The organism is Blastococcus mobilis (assembly GCF_900188025.1).
Taxonomy (GTDB): domain Bacteria; phylum Actinomycetota; class Actinomycetes; order Mycobacteriales; family Geodermatophilaceae; genus Blastococcus_B; species Blastococcus_B mobilis.
This window is the reverse complement of the sequence record NZ_FZNO01000018.1, coordinates 39955-57162: the sequence shown is the minus strand read 5'-3', so window position 1 is coordinate 57162 and position 17208 is coordinate 39955. Positions and strand designations below refer to the sequence as shown.

The window sequence follows — 17208 nt, the reverse complement described above, 5'->3', positions numbered from 1 at the left end:
TCAGAACCGCTGCTGCTCGGTGCCCAGCCCCAGGGCCTGGGCGACGTCCTGGACGTTCTCGAACTGCCGGCCTTCGGGCAGGCGTCGCAGCTGGCTCAGGACGTCGTCCCGGGCGTTGCCCTCCTGGGCCTTGGCGACCAGGGTGTCGCGATCGGCCGGCCACACCTCCTTGCCCAGGGCCTCGGCGAGCGCGGCCCGCCGCTCGATGTCGCCCTGGTCGGTGCCGGGCGCGGTGGCGGGCTGGTGCGGGTCGGTCACGGGAACGTTCTCCTTCGGTCGAACGGGCTGGTCAGGAAGCCGACGTCGAGGCGTCGGTGTATCGGAGGACGGCGGCCACGGGGACCTCGTCCGGCATCGCCGAGCGCGGCACGATCACCACGCCGGCACTGCTGGCCACGGCGGCCGCGAGCAGCGCACGATCGGTCGGCACGACCTCGCCGTGGATGCCGAGCGCATCCATGTCGTGCTGGTTCACGCCCAGCTCGAGAGGCCCGTTGCCCACCAGGAGCGTGTCCTCGCCCGGGTCGTCGGCGAGGACCAGTGTCTCGACCTGCCCCTTGCGGAGCGCGTCGACGACGGCCTCCTTGCCGGTGGCGGACAGGCCGTGGGCCCCGGCGGCCTGGATCTGCTCGAGGACCTCGGCGCAGGCCCGTGCCTCGTGTTCGGCGACGAGTTCGTCCGCCCGCCGGGCGACCGGCTCCCGGTCCGCGCCGGCCGCACGGCCGCCCTCGTCCATGGTGACGACGAGGTCCTTCCAGAGGTCGCCGGCCGAGTCGGCGAGGATGTTGCGGGCCCGGACGTCCCCGGCGATCAGCACGAACTCCGGCGAGAGCCGGCGTGCATAGGAGGCGATCTCCTCGGCGACCTGGCCGGCGTTGGCCTCCCACTGGTTCTCCGCGCTGTTCTGCCAGTGGTCGTGCGCCCAACCGCCCACCTTCACCTTGCGCAGGTGGAAGGTCTCGCCCTGGACCGTCTTCTCCTCCGTGTCCTCGCCGATCTGGCCAGGCGCGCCCACGTAGGTGATGTCGGCCCCGGTGCGATCGATCAGCACGACGACGTGCGGCACCCGCCCGGGCAACTGACGCAGGACGGGCAGGACATCCGGGTGCGGTCCCCACTCGGCGATCTCGCGCCGCGGCGCGTCCACCAGGGCCTGGTCGAGGACGACGGACCCGTCCGAGGCGACGACCACGGCGCGGCCCTTCAACGTGCCGGCCGCGCCTCCCTCGTTGCTCTCCAGCAACCGACTGCGGACGGCCTCGACGACGGGCTCCGGTGCACCCTGCTCGGTCAGCCGCTCGGCGACCGCACGCACGCGCAGGTCCAGTTCGGTGTCGGCGTTCTCGGTCGTGTGCGTGACGTCGGCGCACACCGTGGCGAAGGGCCCGGTGGCAGCGAAGACGGGTTCCAGGAAGGACGCGTCCATGACGGTGCGGCAACTCCTTGGTCGATCGGTCAGGTGTCCTGCGGTGGACAATCCCGCCGTCGCCGCCTACCCACCGTCGGTCCGCTCACACCCTGTGTCGGATCTAGGGACCCCGGGTAGGCCGACCTCGACCTGAGAAACTCACGAGGAGGAACCATGACCGAGCGCGACGACCTGCCGCTGCCCGACTACGACCACCTGCCCGTGGGTTCGTTGACCTCCCGGATCCGCACGCTGGACGCCGGGGACCTGACCACCCTGCTCGACTACGAGCGGGCGCACGCCAACCGGGTACAGGTGGTGGCCGTCATGGAGAGCCGGCTGTCCGGTCTGCGGGAGGGTGCCCAGCCGTCCGGAGGCGATCGGGCCGCGGCGACGCCGGAGGCGGCTGGGGCGGCGGCCGGGGGCTCCAAGGTCTCCGAGGCGACGTCCGGCCCGCCGATCAACCCGCCGTCCCACGGCGACCCGACGAACCCGGCCCAGCCGCGATAACACTGTCGTCCTCAGGACGACACCGCGACCCGGAGGGTCGCCGTGTCGTCCCTACTTGCTGAAGGTCGCGACGATGTCCATGACGGCGGGGCCCAGCAGCACGATGAACAGGGTCGGCAGGATGCAGAGGATCAGCGGGAAGATCACCTTCACCGGGATCTGCATCGCCTTCTCCTCGGCCCGCTGCCGGCGCTTGAGCCGCATCTCCTGCGCCTGCGTGCGCAGCACGTCGGCGATCGAGACGCCGTACTGGTCGGCCTGCACGACGGCGCGGATGAAGCGGCGCAGATCGGTGACGCGGGTCCGCTCCGCGAGTGCGAGGTAGGCCTCGCGGCGCGGCTGGCCGACGGCGATGTCCTGGAGCGTGCGCACCAGTTCCTCGGCCAGCGGGCCCTTGCCGTTGCTGCCGGCCCGCGCCATCGCCGACTCGAAGCCCAGCCCGGCCTCCACGGCGATCGTCATCTGGTCGAGGGTGTCGGGCAGCTCCAGCTGGATCGCTTGCTGCCGCTCCTGGCCGCGGCTGTGGAGCAACAGCTCGGGCAGGAAGTAGGCCACGACGGTGGCGACGACCGCAGTGAGCACGACCAGGGGGCTCGCGCCGCCGCTCACCAGGAGCAGCCCGAACCCGCCGGCGACGACGGCGAGCACCAGCTTGGCGGCGACGAGCTTGGGCACCGGCCAGGCGGCGGGGCGACCGGCGGCACCGGCCAGCCGGTCGAGCCGGGCGACGGTCCCGCGCGGGGTGAGCCCCCCCGCCAGCCGGGCGAGCAGACCCGGTCGACTGCGTTCCGCCGCGGCGGTGCCGGGACCTACCGCCTCGACGCCGCGGAGCAGGTTGTCCCGGGCCTGGACCGTGGCGGCATCGGGCCGGGCGAACAGCGACCAGCCGAGCACCGGCACGGCCAGTCCGACCGCTGCGGCCGCGACGAGCACGGAGGCGGGCAGGGTGCTCATCAGAACTTGATCTTGACTGTGCTCTTGAGCCACACGCCACCGACCAGCAGCATGACCACCGCCGCCGCCAGCATCGCGTAGCCCGTCAGGCTCTGGGTGAACTTCGCAATGTAGGAGGGGTTGGTCATGGAGATGAACCCGGTGACCCCGAAGGGCAGGGCCATCAGCACGATCGCCGACAACTTGCCCTCGGCCGACAGCGCCTTCACCTGTCGGCGGATGGCGTTGCGCTCCCGGATCGTGTGACCGACCGCGTCGAGCACCTCGGCCAGGTTGCCGCCCACCTCGCGGTGGATGGCGATGGCCTGGGCGACCCAGGTGAAGTCGTCGCTGCCCATCCGCTCGGCGACCTCGTCGAGGGCGTCGTTGAGGTCACGGCCGACGCGGGTCTCGTTGACGATGCGCGAGAACTCCTCCGAGGTCGGGGAGTCGGCCTCCTGGGCGACGGAGTCGACCGCGCGGAGGAGGCTGTGGCCGGCCCGAAGACTTCCGGCCATGAGCTGAAGCGAGTCGTCGAGCTGGTCGGCGAAGACCGCCTGTCGCCGCGAGGCCCGGAAGTTCAGGAACAGCTTGGCGCCGAAGGGCACCGCCACCAGGAGCAGCAGACCGAACACGAGCCCGCCGAGCACGAGGCCGAGCGCCCCCAGCACGACCGTGGCCACGCCGACCACGAGCACGAAGTCCGGGAGGCGCATCGCCATGCCGGCCCGCTCCAGGGCGGCCGCGCCGGCAGCGGCCCGGCCGCGCTTGACCAGTACCTTCTCCACCGCGGCCCCGGCCGCGGCGCCCGCGCCCGCGAGGGCGGAGGCCGACGGCGCCACCGACGGATCGAGCCGGCTCAGCGGCACCCGGGACGGCCCCGGCGGCAGGACGACGAGGGCGATCACGAGCAGGGCGGCCGCAACCGCGGCCACCCCGATGACCAGCACCAGCGCGGACATGGTCACCAGCCCCGTGCGCCGGCCGGCTCGGCCACCCCGAACACGCGCGGCGAGAGCTTGATCCCCAGGTCGTCGAACTTCTCGGTGAACCGCGGGCGGACGCCGGTCGGCACCGGCTTGCCGAGGAACTTGCCGTGGGCGTCGACGCCCGCGGAGTAGTCGAAGAGGAAGGCGTCCTGGAGGGTGACGGTCTCCCCCTCCATGCCCTGCACCTCGGTCACGTGCGTGACCCGCCGGGTGCCGTCCCGGAGGCGGGTGAGCTGGACGACGACGTCGACGGCGGAGGCGATCTGCTCGCGGATGGCCCGCAGGGGCAGGTCCATCCCCGCCATGAGGACCAGGGTCTCGAGGCGCGCGATCGCATCCCGCGGCGAGTTGGCGTGCACCGTGGACAGCGAGCCGTCGTGACCGGTGTTCATCGCCTGCAGCATGTCGAGGCTCTCCCCGCCACGGCACTCCCCGACCACGATCCGGTCGGGCCGCATGCGGAGGGAGTTGCGGACCAGGTCGCGGATGGTGATCGCGCCCTTGCCCTCGATGTTGGGCGGCCGGGACTCCAGCCGGACGACGTGCTCCTGCTGCAGCTGCAGCTCGACGGCGTCCTCGATGGTGACGATCCGCTCCCCCTCGGGGATGAACGAGGAGAGCACGTTGAGCAGGGTCGTCTTACCGGTGCCGGTACCGCCGGAGACGATGACGTTGAGCCGCGCGTCGACGCAGGCGTTGAGCAGCTCCGCCATCTCCGGGGAGAGCGTGCCGAAACTGATCAGGTCGTCGACGGTGAACGGGTCCTTGGAGAACTTGCGGATGGTCAGCGTCGAGCCGCTGAAGGCCAGCGGCGGGATGATCGCGTTCACGCGAGAACCGTCGGCCAGACGTGCGTCCACCAGCGGCGACGACTCGTCGATCCGCCGTCCCACGCGGGAGACGATCCGGTCGATCACCCGGCGCAGGTGCTCCTCGGAGGTGAACCGCGTGGCGGTGCGCTCCAGCTTGCCGTTGCGCTCGACGTAGATCGCGTCCGGGCCGTTGACCATGATCTCGCTGACCGCGGAGTCGTCGAGCAGGCGCTGCAGCGGGCCGTAGCCCAGCACGTCGTCGGCGAGCTCGGCCGTCAGCCGCTGCCGCTCCTCGGTGCTGAGCGGGACGTTCTCCTCCTCGACGACCTCGTCGAGCTCACCGAGCACGATGGCGCGGAGCTGACTCTCGCTCAGACTCGGATCGTTCATCCGACTGCCCATGCGCTCGAACAGCGCCTTGCCGACGCGGTCCTTCAGGCGGCTGAGCGCATCGGTCGGGGGCGGCGGCGCCGGCGTCACGGCCGACCGCGTGGTCGGGACGCCGGTGGTCGCGGCCGCGCCTGGGACGGGCGAAGCAGGGACCGCCGCCGGGACTCCGCGCGCCGCCTCGAGGCGGGAGGTCAGGTTCATCAGCTGGCCGCCCGGTGCCTGGCCCGGTACTTGCCGGGCTTCATGAGAGGGGTGGCGGCGAAGCGGGACACCAGGCGCCGCATCTCCTTGGCCATGGGGTCGCGCCGGTTGCTCTGCAGGATGGGAACACCCTGGTTGGTGGAGGCGGGCACGGCCTTGGAACGCGGCAGGACGACGTCCACACCCGCGCCGATCGTCGTCTCGACGTCGCGCACCGTGAGACCGCCCTTGGGGTCGGCGAAGTTCATGACGATGTGCCGGCCGGCCGGGATCATGGCCAGCTCGCGGAGAACATCGAGCTCCTTGCGCAGTCCGCGGACACCGGGCACGTCCATGCTGGTCAGCATGATCACGTCGGTGGCGCGGTCCAGGGCGGCCAGCGTCTGCTCGGAGAGGCCGGGCGCGGTGTCGACCACGACGTAGCGGAACTCCCGGGCCAGCGACGCGAGCAGCCGGGTGACGTCCTCGCCCGTGACCGTGTCCCCGGCGGCCGGCGATTCCGCACCACAGACCGCGTACAGGCCGCTGGGGTGCTGGGTGAGGAAGGTCTTGAGGACCATCGTGTCCTCGCTGGCCGGGCCACGGACCGCGTCGGGCAGCGTGTACTCGGGCACCAGGCTCAATGCCGACGCCACGTCACCGAACTGGACGTCGAGATCGACCAGCACGGTGGACTGCGGCGCCGCCGCGGTCAGCCCGATGGCGAGGTTCGTGGAGACCGTCGTCTTGCCCACCCCGCCCTTGGGCGAGGCGATGGTGATGACCCGGCCGGCGTAGCGCTCGGTCTCGCTCACCGGGCGCAGCACCCGCCGCCGGCTGGCAGCGGCGTGGCCGGCCCGCTCCACGGCGGCCCGGATGTCGGCCACGTCGGCGCTCGGCGGGAGCAGGTCCCGGATGCCGGCACGCATCGCGGCCTGCCACATCTCCGGTGACGGCTCGGCCATGAGGACGACGCTGATACCGGGGCTCTGCACGTCCAGCCGCGAGGCCAGCGTCAGCACCTCCGGCGCCGGCGCGTGCGGACCCACCAGCAGCACGTCGGGCAGCTCACCGTCGAGGAGCTGCTCGAACAGCCGGGCGGGCTCGCTGGGCAGACGGCCCGGCGGCAGGACGGCGACGTCCCCGTCGGCCGCCTCCTTCACCCGGAGGATCAGCTCCTCGCCGGCTCCGGCCAGCACGACGCGGCTCATCGGGGTACCCCCACGTAGATGTTGGTCTCGTCGACGACGCGCGTGCCGCTCGTGTCGTCGCCTTCGGTCTCCAGGGACAGCCACAGCGTCGCGTGCTCCATGCCGAAGACGACGGTCTCGGCGTCCTTGGCGACGAGGGCCAGCGTGATCATGAGACTGGCGGACGGCGTCGCCGCCGGCTCCGCCTCCGTCTCGGCGTCCGGATCAGGTGCCGCCGGGGCACCCTGAACCTGGGTGACCAGGACGTGGTGGAGGACGTCGGAGGTCTGCCTCGTGCCGCTCGGAAGGACCTGGGACAGGTACACACCCACGGTGTCGCCGGCCGCGATACGGCCGCCGATCACCCGCTGCGGCTCCAGCAGGACGCTGACCTCCTGGAGCCCCTCGGGCACCGCGACCGTTCCGACCGCCTGGAGGTCGTCAGGGTCTTCGAACCGGCCGGCGAGCAGCTGCTCCCCCGGCTGGAGGTCCACCGTGGACACCCGGCCGGCGAGCGAGGACAGATCGGTGACCCGCCCCGGCAGGGCCGCCTTGGCGGGCAGCAGCTCGGTGCGGACGAGGCCGGCCAGCTCACCGCCCGGCGTCCCCTGCGGGATGAGCTCGTCGGCCACCAGAACCTCGACGGTGCGCGTGCCGGCGAGGGCGCGCGCGTCCGCGCCGCGCACGTAGGCCAGCAGGACCAGCGTGCCGGCGACGAGGAGGACGAGGGCCACGAACGCGGCGAGAAGTCGACGTCTCACGAGTGGTCGCCCCTATCGGATCAGTCGGAGGATCGAGGACCCCAGTTGCGGGGCGTCCGGGCTGTAGTTCCAGGCGTCGGACAGCTCGACGAAGCGGGTGAAGTAACCGGTCACGCAGCGCTCGTTGCCGCCGCACGGCTTCGGGTTGGAGCTGTACTGGCCGCCGAAGTGGTAGCCGGTCAGCCGGAACGCCGCGTAGCCGTAGACGCGGTACCAGCCGTTGGCGCCGCCCTCCCCGAACTCGTCGAAGATCGGCAGCAGCACGGTCTGGCCGGTCCACTCGGCGAAGTTCGCCGGGGAGCAGTCCGACGGGGGCGTGTTCCCGGTGGAGCTGTACATCTGGCCGTCGATCGCGCTGGTCACCTCGCACGTGCCCGGGTCGCTCTGCACGTAGCCGAAGCCACCCGGCACGACGTTGCCGGAGGGACCCGTGCAGCTGGCCTCGGCACTGGCCGACTTGGTCAGGTAGATCGTCCGGACGGTGGTGCCCGAGGGCAGGCCACCGCCGGTCTGGGCCTTGAACGAGCACCAGGAGAAGGTGAGGGGGAGCACGGCGGTGCCCTGGCTGGGGCCCCCCCAGCCGACGGTGGCCGTCGCCGAGACTCGCGTGGAGTCGTGCCCGATCACGGGCGCGAACCAGTGCTCCTGGGGGGTGCCCCCGGTGACGGTGACGCTCAGCGGGTCGCTGCTCAGGACCGGCTGCGCGGCCGTGCCCTCGGTGTCGTTGGCGGCGATGAGGGCCTGCGCGGTGGCCAGCATGTCGCCGCAGTTCCCACGGGAGCAGTCCTGGGCGACGGCGATCGCCGCGGCGTCCGCGCCGACCTGCAGGCGGGCGCGCTCGGCGTAGAGCGCACCGACGTCGACGGCGATGGCGGCGAAGCCGAGCATCGGCACCAGCAGCAGGGCGAACATCACCGCTGTGGCGCCGCGCTCGCCGTCCAGCCGACGGCGGAGCCGGGAGGTCAGCCGTTGCATCGCATGACTCCCGTTCCGGTCAGGTCGACGCCGGTCCCGAAGAAGCCGGTGAGGTAGGGCATGGGGTAGTCGATGGTGAGACGCACCGACGTGCTGCCGCCGTTGAGCACCGGGCAGGACGCGGGGCTGATCGTGATCTGACCGTCGGTGATCCCGGGGTCGAGGGAGGCCGCAGCGTTGCGCACCGCGGCGCGGGCCGCGGCGGGGTCGTTCTGCAGCGCCATCAGCCGCACCCCCTCGCGAGCGGCCGCCGAGAGCGTGCCCTGCACCTGGAAGGCGCGACCGAACTCGGCGATACCGATCACGAGCACGATGAGCAGCGGCACGATGAGGGCGAACTCCACCGCCGTCGCACCGCGCTCCGTCCGTAGTCCTTCGCGCATCACCGCTCACCTCCTCCCGACCTGAACGGCTGTGTCCTGCGCCCGACATGTGCAACGGCGCAGCGGCCCCCTGGTGGAGGCCGCTGCGCCGGAGCGACTCGGACGACCGTCAGGGAAGGGCGTTCACGATGGCCGTGAAGAGGCCGTTGAGCTCGCCGCCCAGCAACGTCACGGCGCCGATGATGACGACGGCGATCAGGCCGACCATGAGGCCGTACTCGACGGCGGTGGCGCCCTTCTCGTCGCGCTTGAGGCGGTCCTGGGCGAAGGCGACCAGGCTGACCAGGGTGGCGTACGTGTTCAGCACGAGTACTCCAGAGTGGTGTCTGCCGGCCAGACCGGGTCGGTTGACCCGTCCTTGCGGCTTCTGGGAGCTATGTCGTCCTGGACACGCCGCGGCTTGAGCATCCTCACCCGAAAGAGTGACCCCGGGCCCTTTCAGCTGAGGAGCGCGTCACTCCATCCGATGGCCAACACCGCGCCGGCGAGCATCGCGGGTCCGAACGGCAGCTCACCGCGCAGCCCGATCCGCCATCCGGCCAGCAGCACGAGGGCGAATAGCGCCTGGATCACGAAGCCCGCAGCGGCGCCGACGACGAGGGCGCCCCACCCCAGCCAGCCGAGGTAGAGGCCGAGCAGGCCGGAGAGCTTCACGTCCCCCATGCCCAGGCTGTGGGGCGAGATGAGCGCCAGGACCAGGAAGACGGCGAACAGGATGACGGCGCCGAGCACGGCCCTCAGCAGGGCGGCCCACTCCTGCCCCGCGACCGCGGCGACGAGCAGGAGGACGGCGCCGATCCCGATGGAGGGGACGACGACGCGGTTGGGCAGGAGGTGGTGCTGGAAGTCGATCACCGCGAGCAGTACGCCCGCGGCCGCGAGGAAGAGGAAAGCGGGTAGTTCCCAGGAGGGACCGAACCGGAGCGTCGCGAGCACGAACAGCAGCGCCGCCCCGACATCGACGGCGGGCCCACGCACGGCGACACCGACGCAATCGTGCAGGGGGCGTACCGGCAGGCGCCCGGTCGTCGGCGTGGCCGCTCCGCGGCTCCCGGCCCGTTTCTGATCCGGCCAGGGGAACCGGCCCGCCGCGTGGTTCAGCAGGTGCCCGACCACCAGGCCCAGCGCCCCCGCCACGACGACGAGTGCGGTCACCACGGGGCGAGGCGGGGGGCGGCGGGCACGGCGCTCACCTTGACACAGCGCGCGCCCGCCGCCCGGGAGGTCAGTTGCAGTAGCCCTCCGGGTACTTCTGGGCGGCGACGTACGTCAGTGCACCGGGAGACCGGACAGTCCGGCGACGAGGCCGAGAAGAGCGCAGCCACCGAGGGTCCGGAGCACCGACCACTTGAGCCGGAAGATCAGCACGGCGGCGACGACGGCGATGGCGACGGCCACCGGGCGGACGGTCCCGAGGTCCGGTAACTCGATCGCCAGCCCGAATCCGTCGACGGCGTGCGTCTCCCGGAACAGGGTGTGCACGGCGAAGTAGACCCCGAGGTTCGCGATCACGCCCACGACCGCGGCGGTGATGCCGGTCAGGGCGGCCGACAGCGACCGGTTGCCACGCAGCCGTTCCACGTAGGGAGCGCCGAGCAGCACGAAGAGGAAGCTGGGCACGAAGGTCACCCAGGTGACCAGCAACGAGGCGAGCACTGCCGCCACCCAGGGGTCCAGCTCCCCCGGGGCACGGTAGGCCCCGAGGAACGCCACGAACTGGACGACCATGATCAGCGGCCCGGGCGTCGTCTCGGCCAGGGCAAGACCACGCACCATCTCCCCCGGTGCCAGCCAGCCGTAGACCTGCACCGCCTGCTGCGCCACGTAGGCGAGCACCGCGTAGGCGCCGCCGAAGGTGACCACCGCGGCCCCGGAGAAGAACAGGCCCTGCTGGGTGAAGACGCTGTCGCCGCCGGTCAGCAGTGCGAAGGCGCCCACCGGGACACCCCACACGAGCAGCCCGACCAGCAGCATCCGGAGCGTGCGCCGGGACGACGGCCGTTCGGTGTGCAGGACGTCGTCCGGGACGACCGGCGGCGGGCCGGCGTCGACGACCTCGGCCGCGCCCCGTTCGGGGAGCGCCGACGGGCGCCACCGCGCCAGCGCCCATCCGACCAGCCCGGCCGCCAGGACCACCACCGGGAACGGCACGGCGAACAGCGCGAGCGCCAGGAAGGAGAGGACGGCGATGGTGAGGAGGGCCGGGTTGCTCAGGGCTCGCTTGGCCACCCGGAGGACCGCCTGGACGACGATCGCGAGCACGGCGGGCGCGAGCCCCGCGAACAGCGCGCTGACCGCCACGGTCGAGCCGAAGGCCACGTACACCGCCGACAGGACCAGCAGGGCGATCACACCCGGGAGGACGAAGAGGCCTCCGGCGACGAGACCGCCGCGGGTGCCGTGCAGCAGCCAGCCGACGTAGGTGGCCAGCTGCTGGGCCTCCGGTCCGGGCAGCAGCATGCAGTAGTTCATGGCATGCAGGAACCGACGCTGGCCGATCCACCGCTTGTCGTCGACCAACGTCCGCTGCATGACGGCGATCTGCCCGGCCGGGCCGCCGAAGGTCTGCAGCGAGATGGCGAACCAGGCGCGCACCGCCGTCCGGAAGGGGACGACGGGTGCGGACGGGCCGGCCTGCGGCATCGGCTCGGTCTCGCTGGTCACGGGCTCTCCTGGTACCGGGGCGCGGGCGCGACGTGTCCATCGAACCAGGGGGCACCCGTTCCGCCGCACCTGGGAGCACTGCGCAGCGCAGATCACGACGCTCGACACGACGCGGAACGTCCGCCGGGCATGATCGCCCCGTGACCACGAGCCGGCCGCCGTCCGCGGTGCCGCCCCCCGTCCGCTTCGGCCTGGTGGGCTACGGCTTCGGCGGCCGGTACTTCCACGCGCCGTTGCTGGGTGCCGCCCCGGAGTGCGAGTTCCTCGGAGTCGTCACGTCCTCGCCCGACCGCCGGGCGCTGGTCGACGAAGACTCCCCCGGCCGGTCGACGTTCGGCTCGTTGGAGGAACTGGCGGCGGCCGGCGCCGAGGCGGTGGCGATCTCCACCCCCGCCGCGACGCACAGCGAGCTGACCGACCGTGCGCTGGAACTGGGGCTCGCGGTGGTGTGCGACAAGCCGTTCGCCCTGGATGCCGCCGCCGCGACCAGGTCGGTGGAGCTCGCCGAGCGGCTCGGACTGGCGCTGTCGCCGTACCAGAACCGGCGATGGGACTCCGACTTCCTGACCGTGCGCAGGCTGGTCGCCGACGGAACGCTGGGCGACGTCGTCCGGTTCGAGTCGCGCTTCGAACGGCTGGCTCCCGACGCCGGACCCGGCGCCTCCGGCGGCGGAACCCTGCTCGACTTCGGCAGCCACCTCGTCGACCAGTCCCTCGTCCTGCTGGGGCCGGTGGACTCCGTCTACGCCGAGTGGCGGTTGCGCGAGAACGGTCTGGACGACGACGTCTTCGTCGCACTCGCCCACGCGAACGGCGCTCGGTCCCACCTGTGGGGCAGCTGGAGCCAGGGGGCGCCGGGGCCGCGGTTCCGGGTCACCGGGACCGCCGCGGGCTACGTCCACCGCACGCTCATGGACGTCCAGGAAGATGTGCTGCTCGCCGGGCACACGCCCGCGACGCTCGGCGCGGAGTGGGGCGCCGAGCCGGCCGAGCGGTGGGGCCGGCTGTACCGCGGGGGCGCCGGCGAGACGGTGCCCACGGAGAACGGCGCGTGGGACACCTTCTACCCGTCGTTCGCCCGCGCCGTCCGCGGGCTCGGCCCGTTGCCGGTGGACCCGCGGGACGCCATCGCCTCGGCGACCGTGCTGGACGCCGCGCGCCGCAGCGCGACCGAGGGCGTCGTCGTCAGCCTCTGATCGTCAGCCTGTGAATCGTCAGCGCAGCCGCTGGGGCAGCCCGGCGGTCACGAGCCACACCCGGTCGGACGCGGCGGCGATGCGGGCGTTGAGGATGCCGAGCTCGTCGCGGAAGCGCCGGCCGGACGGCGTGGCCGGGACGATGCCCGACCCGACCTCGTTGCTCACCGCCACCACCCGGCGACGGCAGCGGGTCCAGGCGTCGACGGCCTCGTCGACCGCGGCGGCCAGGCGCTCGTCCGCGCCGGGTTCCTCGGTCCAGACCCCGCAGTCGTCCATGACGCGGGACAGCCAGGTGGTCAGGCAGTCGATCAGGACGGGCGGTCCGGTGCTGCCCAGGACGCTCGGCAGGTCGATCGTCTCGACGGTGCTCCAGGACGCGGGGCGCCGGACCCGGTGCAGGGCGACCCGTCGGGCCCACTCGGCGTCGTCCGGACCCGGGGTGGAGCCACAGGCGACGTACTCGACGGAGCGCTCGCGACCGAGCAGCTGCTCGGCGTAGGACGACTTCCCGGAGCGTGCGCCGCCGAGCACGAGGACCCGCCGCGGCCGACGCGCGATCACCGTCGCACCCGCCGCACGCTGGTCATGTGATGGGAGCGTACCGAGGTGGGAACTCCTGGTCGGGCCGCTAAGGGCAGGAGCTCACCACGGTGAACGAGGCCCCGGCGTCGCCGAGAGCGATCCCGTCGACCGACAGCTGACCGTCCGCGTCCTCCGTCAGCGGGCCGCAGACCGCCTTGCCGTCGACGACCACGACCGCGGACGGCGCCGTCACCGCGTCCTGCTCCTTCTCCGAGAGCACCACGACGGCCGACCCCACGGTGACGATGACAGCGGCGCCGGCCGCGCACAGCAGCGCCCACCTGAGCAGCCTTCGCGCGCTCGTCGCCTTGTTCTTGGTGTCGTCGCGCAGCTTCTGGAACGTGAGATCGCTCGTCACGGAGGGGAGGGAGTTCGCCGCCAGACCGGCCAGCACGGTGGCGAGCAACGCCAGGCCCGCGGCCACGACGATCGCCACCCGGACGTCCCCGGCAAGTGACTCGGGCAGCTCGTCGACCCCGGTCAGGCCGCCCACGAACGTGACCGACCCGAAGACGCCGAGGACGGCCGCGAAGAGAGCGGACCACCCCGTCGCCGACTTCCGTACGACGTCGAGCTGCGTGCGGCGGGCCTTGGTGACCTCGCCCTTCCAGTAGTCGTCGTCCTCCTTCGCCATGACGCCGCACCCCTACGGCTTCGCGATCGTGACGATCAGCGGACCGCCCCAGCCGCAGCCGTCGCGCTCGTCGTCCTCGTCGTCGTGTGACCCGTCGCAGTTGCAGTCGACGTTGTAGCGACCGGACGGCTGGACGTCGATGCCCATGCCGACGTCGAACTCGATCTCCACGCTCATGTCGTGGCCGCAGCGCGGACAGGCGCCGTGCAGGTCGTACAGCCCCCGCCCCTTCTTCGACAGCTGCAGCGTCCCGTCGGCGAGGGCGGCGTCGATACCCGCCTGCCATCTCCTCGTGTTGGGCTCCGTGGATGCCGGGTACTCGTACTCCACGCTGCGGTCCGGCCAGGTCTCGGCCACGCGCTCTCCTCGACGTCGACGGCCCGCGGGGCGAGCGCCCCCCGGGTTGTTCCACCCCGAGCGGCGCTCACCCGTTGACGGTGAACACGACTTCGCTCCACAGGTCGCCGTTCACCGTCACCACCCCGGGCAGCGTCTGCGGGGCATCCGCCCGGATCACCGTGTGCTGGTGGTCGTGCAGGGCGGCGAGCAGCTCGCGCTTGGGGATCGCGTCCTGCCAGCGCTTGACCAGGCCCCACGGCAGCATGGCGTAGCCGCCGTCCTGCCACACCTTCTCGACGAAGTCCTTCGGGGTGGCGTTGTGCGAGCCGTGGTGTCCCACCTTGTAGAAGACGGCGTCCCGGAGCAGGTCGGTCTTCGCCGGGTTCTGCAGGACGTGCTGCCAGGCGCCCTCCTGCGCGTCGCCCGGGAAGATCAGCCGCGTGCCGCCGACGTCGAGCACCATGAACAGGCTGGTGTTGTTGACGGCCCGCTCCAGGATCGACGCGGCTCCGAGCAGACCGGCGTCGTTGGTCACCCTGACGAGGTTCAGCGAGCGCTTGGCGTCCACGAGGCTCTCGGGCAGCCGGTCGCGGTCGCTGACCACGTAGTCGGGATCGAAGAGCGGGACGTCGGTCAGGTCCTCGACGCCCTCGGGGTCGTCGAGGTCGAGACGCAGCCACCCGGCGCTCTTCGGCGGGTCCATGCGCTTGAGCTGCTCGGGATCCCGCGACGGGCCCACCACGTGGACCACCGCGTCCCCTCCCGCCACCGCCACGGTGTTCTCCGCTTCGTCCGGGTGCGGGAAGTACCGCACCCGGTGCGCGCCGGCGAAGTGCTGACCGTTCCGACCGAGCAGCCGGTCGGTGGCGTCGGCGTTGCCGAAGGAGTTCAGGGCGAACCAGTGGGCCTCCCGCACGTCCGCCGGCCCCGACCCCGGGTCCAGGCCCAGGGTGCGTGCCTCGATGAGGCCGAGCAGGCGACGGGCCGTCTCGGTCTGAGCGCGGCGGAGCGCGGCCGCGTCGGCGTCGGTCTCGTCCTCCACGAACGGCAGCCACACCTCGTCGACCCGCACGTCCTGCCAGGCGTCCACCGAGAAACCGGAGATGTGGTCGGCGTGGTGGTGTGTGGCCGCGACGACGTCGAGATGCGGTGTGCCGTCGGGGCTGGTGGCCGCGAGATCGCTGATGATCGCGTCCACCGTCTCGCTGATCTTCCGTGCCTGCCCCTGGCTGTGGACGCCGCAGTCGATCAGCATGCGCCACGGCTTCGCCGTCCCCTCGACCGTGATCAGGAAGGCGTCACCGAACCCGACGTTGTACATGCGCACCGCGACGGTGGACCCGGACATCGGCTGCCTCCCCTCCGACGTCGTTGTGCATGGCCGCGAAGTCGAGGCGGTCGATCGCCGGCTCGAGGGTCCAGGCGCTGAGCGCGTCGTCCTCCTCCAGGCCCGCGAGCCACCGCCGCAGCGCGGCCAGCCGGTCGGTTCCGGCCCGGTGGTGGCCGTGCGCAGCATGGCCGGGTGGCAGCGCGGCCACGGCGCCCTCGTCCAGGAAGGGGAACGGCTTGGCGATCACGAACTCGACGCGGCCGTCGACCCCGGCGATGAGCGTCGTGCCCGCGCGGAACACCGGTCGTTTGTTCTCGTCGAGGCCCGGGTCCTCGAGGTCCGGACGACGCTGCGTCAGTTGCACGACGATCTCGGGCCGGGGCTGCCGGTCCGCCGCCTGCCGGTAGGCCACATGGATCCCGGCCAGGTCGATGTCCACGGACGGTTCGAGGCCCAGCGCGTGCGCGTGCCGCCGTGCCCATGCGCCGACCTGCTGGTCGATCCGCCGTTCGCCGGCCCGGCCGCCCGCGGCCGGCGCGGCCGAGATGACCGGCCCGGCCTCGCCCGTGAGGTCCAGGTCCCTGGTGGCCGACAGGATGAGGGGCTGCAGGTCGACCGGAGCGGCGGGGTCGGCCAGGCTGAGCGGTTGTTCCGGCGCAGGCCAGGTCAGGGCGGCATCGGCCAGGGACGTCACGCGTGGCGGGTAGATGCCGCGCCGGCGCATGGCCTCGACGAGGGTGCCGCGCAGATTTCCGCTGTCATCGGGGAACAGCACCCGGTCGGCGGTGACGATCGCGCGCACGACGTCACCGAAGGTCACGTCGACGACCGGCAGGTAGTCGAATGCGCGGACGACCATGCCGAGCAGCCGGTCGGCGTTCTTGACGGCCTCGTCAGCGACCCGGTTGACCAGGTCGGGGTGCAGCCGCCCCGGCGGGAGCACCCCGGACCCGCCGGTGGCGATGCGGAGCAGGTCGGCGATGGATGCCTGGTAGACGTCCAGGTAGGCGTCGAAGACGGCGGCGACGAAACAGGCGCCCCGCTCGTGCGGCTCGGTGGCCCTACGGAACCGATCAGGTGTCCGCTCGGTCCCGATGGCCGAGCGCAGCGCCCGGCCGCGGCCGGACGAGCGGCCGAACTCCTCGGCGAGGTCCAGCAGACCGCTGTTCCTGCGGAGATCACCGGAGGTCGCAGCCACCGCCTGGATGACGACGTCCCGGTGGACGAAGTGCTGGAACAGGGCGACGAGGTCGGCGAAGGCCTCGTGCAGCGCGAAGACGTCGGAGTTCGTGGCCTGGGCGAAGTAGCGCCGCAACCGATGGACGATGGCGTGCGTGATCTCGTGGGCGATGATGTCCGAGGACAGGCAGGTGAAGATCACCTGCCCGGGCAGGTTGGGCCCGGGGTCACGCTGGTCGGCCCGGTAGTAGCCGAACAGGACCGCACGACGTCTCGGGTCGAAGAAGGCGTTGCGTCCCTCGAAGGCATGCGGCACCAGCCGCAACTGGTGGTTGGCGCGCCACCGGAAGCGCCGCCCGACGAAGCGCTCGAAGCGCTCGATGACGCTCATGGCGACGGCGTAGACGACCTGCTGGTGCGTCCGGGGGTCCCTCTCGGACGGGCGCAGACCGTCCTGCGCCAGCACGGCGCCCGCGTCGAGGTCGACGGGCTCGTACCACTGGTCACGCGTGGCGTCGAAGTCCACCACCTGCAGCAGCGAGCCGCACGGGCCCGGCTGCAGGTTCGTCTCGAAGGGCACGTCGAGCACCAGGTAGCGACCGGACAGCCGCGTGGACATGGGGTCGAACGCGAAGGTCCGCAGGCGCCGACGATCGGGGGTCGGGACCGAGGGGACGTTGACTCCGGCGAGCGTCATTGCTCATCCCTGTCTGTGCCAGCGCGAGCGCGGCAGGCCCACCGCCGGTCCCG

At 72.2% G+C, this 17208-nt stretch carries 19 protein-coding genes; 2 read left to right on the top strand and 17 right to left on the bottom strand.

Annotated elements, in window-relative coordinates:
- Together CHB94_RS15985 and CHB94_RS15980 are read right to left on the bottom strand one after the other, a co-directional pair.
- A complete protein-coding gene (locus CHB94_RS15985) occupies positions 1-258 on the bottom strand; it encodes a DUF2795 domain-containing protein (protein WP_089337556.1) in 258 nt (85 codons plus the stop codon).
- 31 nt (positions 259-289) lie between these two features.
- Positions 290-1426, bottom strand: a complete 1137-nt coding sequence (locus CHB94_RS15980; RefSeq protein ID WP_089337555.1) for a baeRF2 domain-containing protein — start codon at positions 1424-1426, stop codon at positions 290-292.
- 156 nt (positions 1427-1582) lie between these two features.
- Here CHB94_RS15980 and CHB94_RS15975 point away from each other — a divergent pair, with 156 nt between their 5' ends.
- Complete coding sequence (locus tag CHB94_RS15975; RefSeq protein ID WP_089337554.1) at positions 1583-1918, top strand: DUF8129 domain-containing protein; 336 nt, start codon at positions 1583-1585, stop codon at positions 1916-1918.
- 51 nt (positions 1919-1969) lie between these two features.
- Here the strand turns inward: CHB94_RS15975 and CHB94_RS15970 are convergent, their stop codons facing one another.
- The 10 genes from CHB94_RS15970 to chrA all read right to left on the bottom strand — a co-directional run bounded on the left by CHB94_RS15970 (position 1970) and on the right by chrA (position 11195).
- Positions 1970-2872: a type II secretion system F family protein gene (locus CHB94_RS15970; RefSeq protein ID WP_089337553.1), complete on the bottom strand. Its 903-nt coding sequence runs from the start codon at positions 2870-2872 to the stop codon at positions 1970-1972.
- Entirely contained in the window at positions 2872-3813 is a 942-nt protein-coding gene (locus CHB94_RS15965) for a type II secretion system F family protein (RefSeq protein WP_089337552.1), read from the bottom strand. The genes CHB94_RS15970 and CHB94_RS15965 overlap by 1 nt, the downstream gene beginning before the upstream one ends.
- Positions 3814-3815: 2 nt before the next feature.
- Entirely contained in the window at positions 3816-5132 is a 1317-nt protein-coding gene (locus tag CHB94_RS15960; protein WP_254920696.1) for a TadA family conjugal transfer-associated ATPase, read from the bottom strand.
- A gap of 110 nt (positions 5133-5242) precedes the next feature.
- Positions 5243-6433: a CpaE/TadZ family protein gene (locus CHB94_RS15955; RefSeq protein WP_089337550.1), complete on the bottom strand. Its 1191-nt coding sequence runs from the start codon at positions 6431-6433 to the stop codon at positions 5243-5245.
- A complete protein-coding gene (gene cpaB, locus CHB94_RS15950; protein WP_089337549.1) occupies positions 6430-7173 on the bottom strand; it encodes a Flp pilus assembly protein CpaB in 744 nt (247 codons plus the stop codon). The genes CHB94_RS15955 and cpaB overlap by 4 nt, the downstream gene beginning before the upstream one ends.
- Before the next feature lie 12 nt (positions 7174-7185).
- Complete coding sequence (locus CHB94_RS15945; protein WP_089337548.1) at positions 7186-8148, bottom strand: pilus assembly protein TadG-related protein; 963 nt, start codon at positions 8146-8148, stop codon at positions 7186-7188.
- Positions 8136-8531, bottom strand: coding sequence for a TadE/TadG family type IV pilus assembly protein (locus CHB94_RS15940; protein ID WP_089337612.1), 396 nt, complete (start codon positions 8529-8531; stop codon positions 8136-8138). Before CHB94_RS15940 ends, CHB94_RS15945 begins: the two co-directional genes overlap by 13 nt.
- A 109-nt stretch (positions 8532-8640) precedes the next feature.
- The gene (locus CHB94_RS15935) at positions 8641-8838 is read right to left on the bottom strand and encodes a Flp family type IVb pilin (protein WP_141137521.1); all 198 of its coding nucleotides are present in this window, start codon (positions 8836-8838) and stop codon (positions 8641-8643) included.
- A gap of 131 nt (positions 8839-8969) precedes the next feature.
- On the bottom strand, positions 8970-9689 hold the full coding sequence (locus tag CHB94_RS15930; RefSeq protein WP_089337547.1) for a prepilin peptidase: 720 nt from the start codon (positions 9687-9689) through the stop codon (positions 8970-8972).
- 111 nt (positions 9690-9800) lie between these two features.
- The gene (gene chrA / locus CHB94_RS15925) at positions 9801-11195 is read right to left on the bottom strand and encodes a chromate efflux transporter (RefSeq protein WP_254920695.1); all 1395 of its coding nucleotides are present in this window, start codon (positions 11193-11195) and stop codon (positions 9801-9803) included.
- 140 nt (positions 11196-11335) lie between these two features.
- Here chrA and CHB94_RS15920 point away from each other — a divergent pair, with 140 nt between their 5' ends.
- The gene (locus CHB94_RS15920) at positions 11336-12391 is read left to right on the top strand and encodes a Gfo/Idh/MocA family protein (RefSeq protein ID WP_217899332.1); all 1056 of its coding nucleotides are present in this window, start codon (positions 11336-11338) and stop codon (positions 12389-12391) included.
- An 18-nt stretch (positions 12392-12409) separates the two neighbouring features.
- Here CHB94_RS15920 and cobU read toward each other — a convergent pair whose 3' ends face one another.
- From cobU to CHB94_RS15895, 5 genes are all read right to left on the bottom strand, one after another.
- On the bottom strand, positions 12410-12955 hold the full coding sequence (gene cobU, locus CHB94_RS15915) for a bifunctional adenosylcobinamide kinase/adenosylcobinamide-phosphate guanylyltransferase (protein WP_254920694.1): 546 nt from the start codon (positions 12953-12955) through the stop codon (positions 12410-12412).
- A gap of 67 nt (positions 12956-13022) precedes the next feature.
- Entirely contained in the window at positions 13023-13610 is a 588-nt protein-coding gene (locus tag CHB94_RS15910) for a hypothetical protein (protein WP_089337546.1), read from the bottom strand.
- A gap of 12 nt (positions 13611-13622) precedes the next feature.
- Complete coding sequence (locus tag CHB94_RS15905; RefSeq protein ID WP_089337545.1) at positions 13623-13967, bottom strand: hypothetical protein; 345 nt, start codon at positions 13965-13967, stop codon at positions 13623-13625.
- 67 nt (positions 13968-14034) lie between these two features.
- On the bottom strand, positions 14035-15297 hold the full coding sequence (locus CHB94_RS15900; protein ID WP_089337544.1) for a ComEC/Rec2 family competence protein: 1263 nt from the start codon (positions 15295-15297) through the stop codon (positions 14035-14037).
- Positions 15248-17155: a gluzincin family metallopeptidase gene (locus CHB94_RS15895; protein ID WP_089337543.1), complete on the bottom strand. Its 1908-nt coding sequence runs from the start codon at positions 17153-17155 to the stop codon at positions 15248-15250. The genes CHB94_RS15900 and CHB94_RS15895 overlap by 50 nt, the downstream gene beginning before the upstream one ends.
- Positions 17156-17208 lie beyond the last annotated feature (53 nt).